The following is a 501-nucleotide window of genomic DNA, read 5'->3' on the forward strand; positions in this document are numbered from 1 at the left end:
GCTCCTCCGGGCGGGCGGGGGCTCGGGCGCGCCGCGTCAGCCGCCGACGTGCGGCCCGAGGTGCTGGTGCACCGAGGAGATGACGACCGAGCCCTCGCCGACGGCGGAGGCCACGCGCTTCACCGACCCGCGGCGCACGTCGCCCACGGCGTACAGGCCGGGCACCGATGACTCCAGCGGCGTCGGGCCGCGGCCGCCGTCCCCGAGCCACGCGCCGGGCCCGCCCTCCTCGGCGACCTCGACCCCGGTGATGACGGAACCCCACTGGTCGCGGAGCACCTCGGGGGGCAGCCACTCGGTGTGCGGCCGGGCGCCGATCGTGATGAAGACGGCATCGGCGCGCTGCGGCATCCGCTCGCCCGTGTCGGTGCGCTCGAGCACGACGTGGTCGAGCCGGCTGGGATCGTCGGCGGCACCGGCATCCACCACCTTGGTGTGCGTGATCAGGCCGACGCCCGCCGCGTCGAGCTCCTCGATGAGATAGCTCGACATGCTCTCGGC

Annotated in this window: 1 protein-coding gene; it reads right to left on the reverse strand. The window is 75.4% G+C overall.

What is annotated here, in order from left to right; all coding sequences use genetic code 11:
* Positions 1–36: 36 nt before the first annotated feature.
* A partial coding sequence (locus AC1DY2_RS20525; RefSeq protein WP_476764088.1) for an NAD(P)/FAD-dependent oxidoreductase occupies positions 37–501 on the reverse strand: 465 nt, incomplete at its 5' end.

The sequence above is a fragment of the Agromyces sp. P1_H4 genome (genome assembly GCF_056405255.1).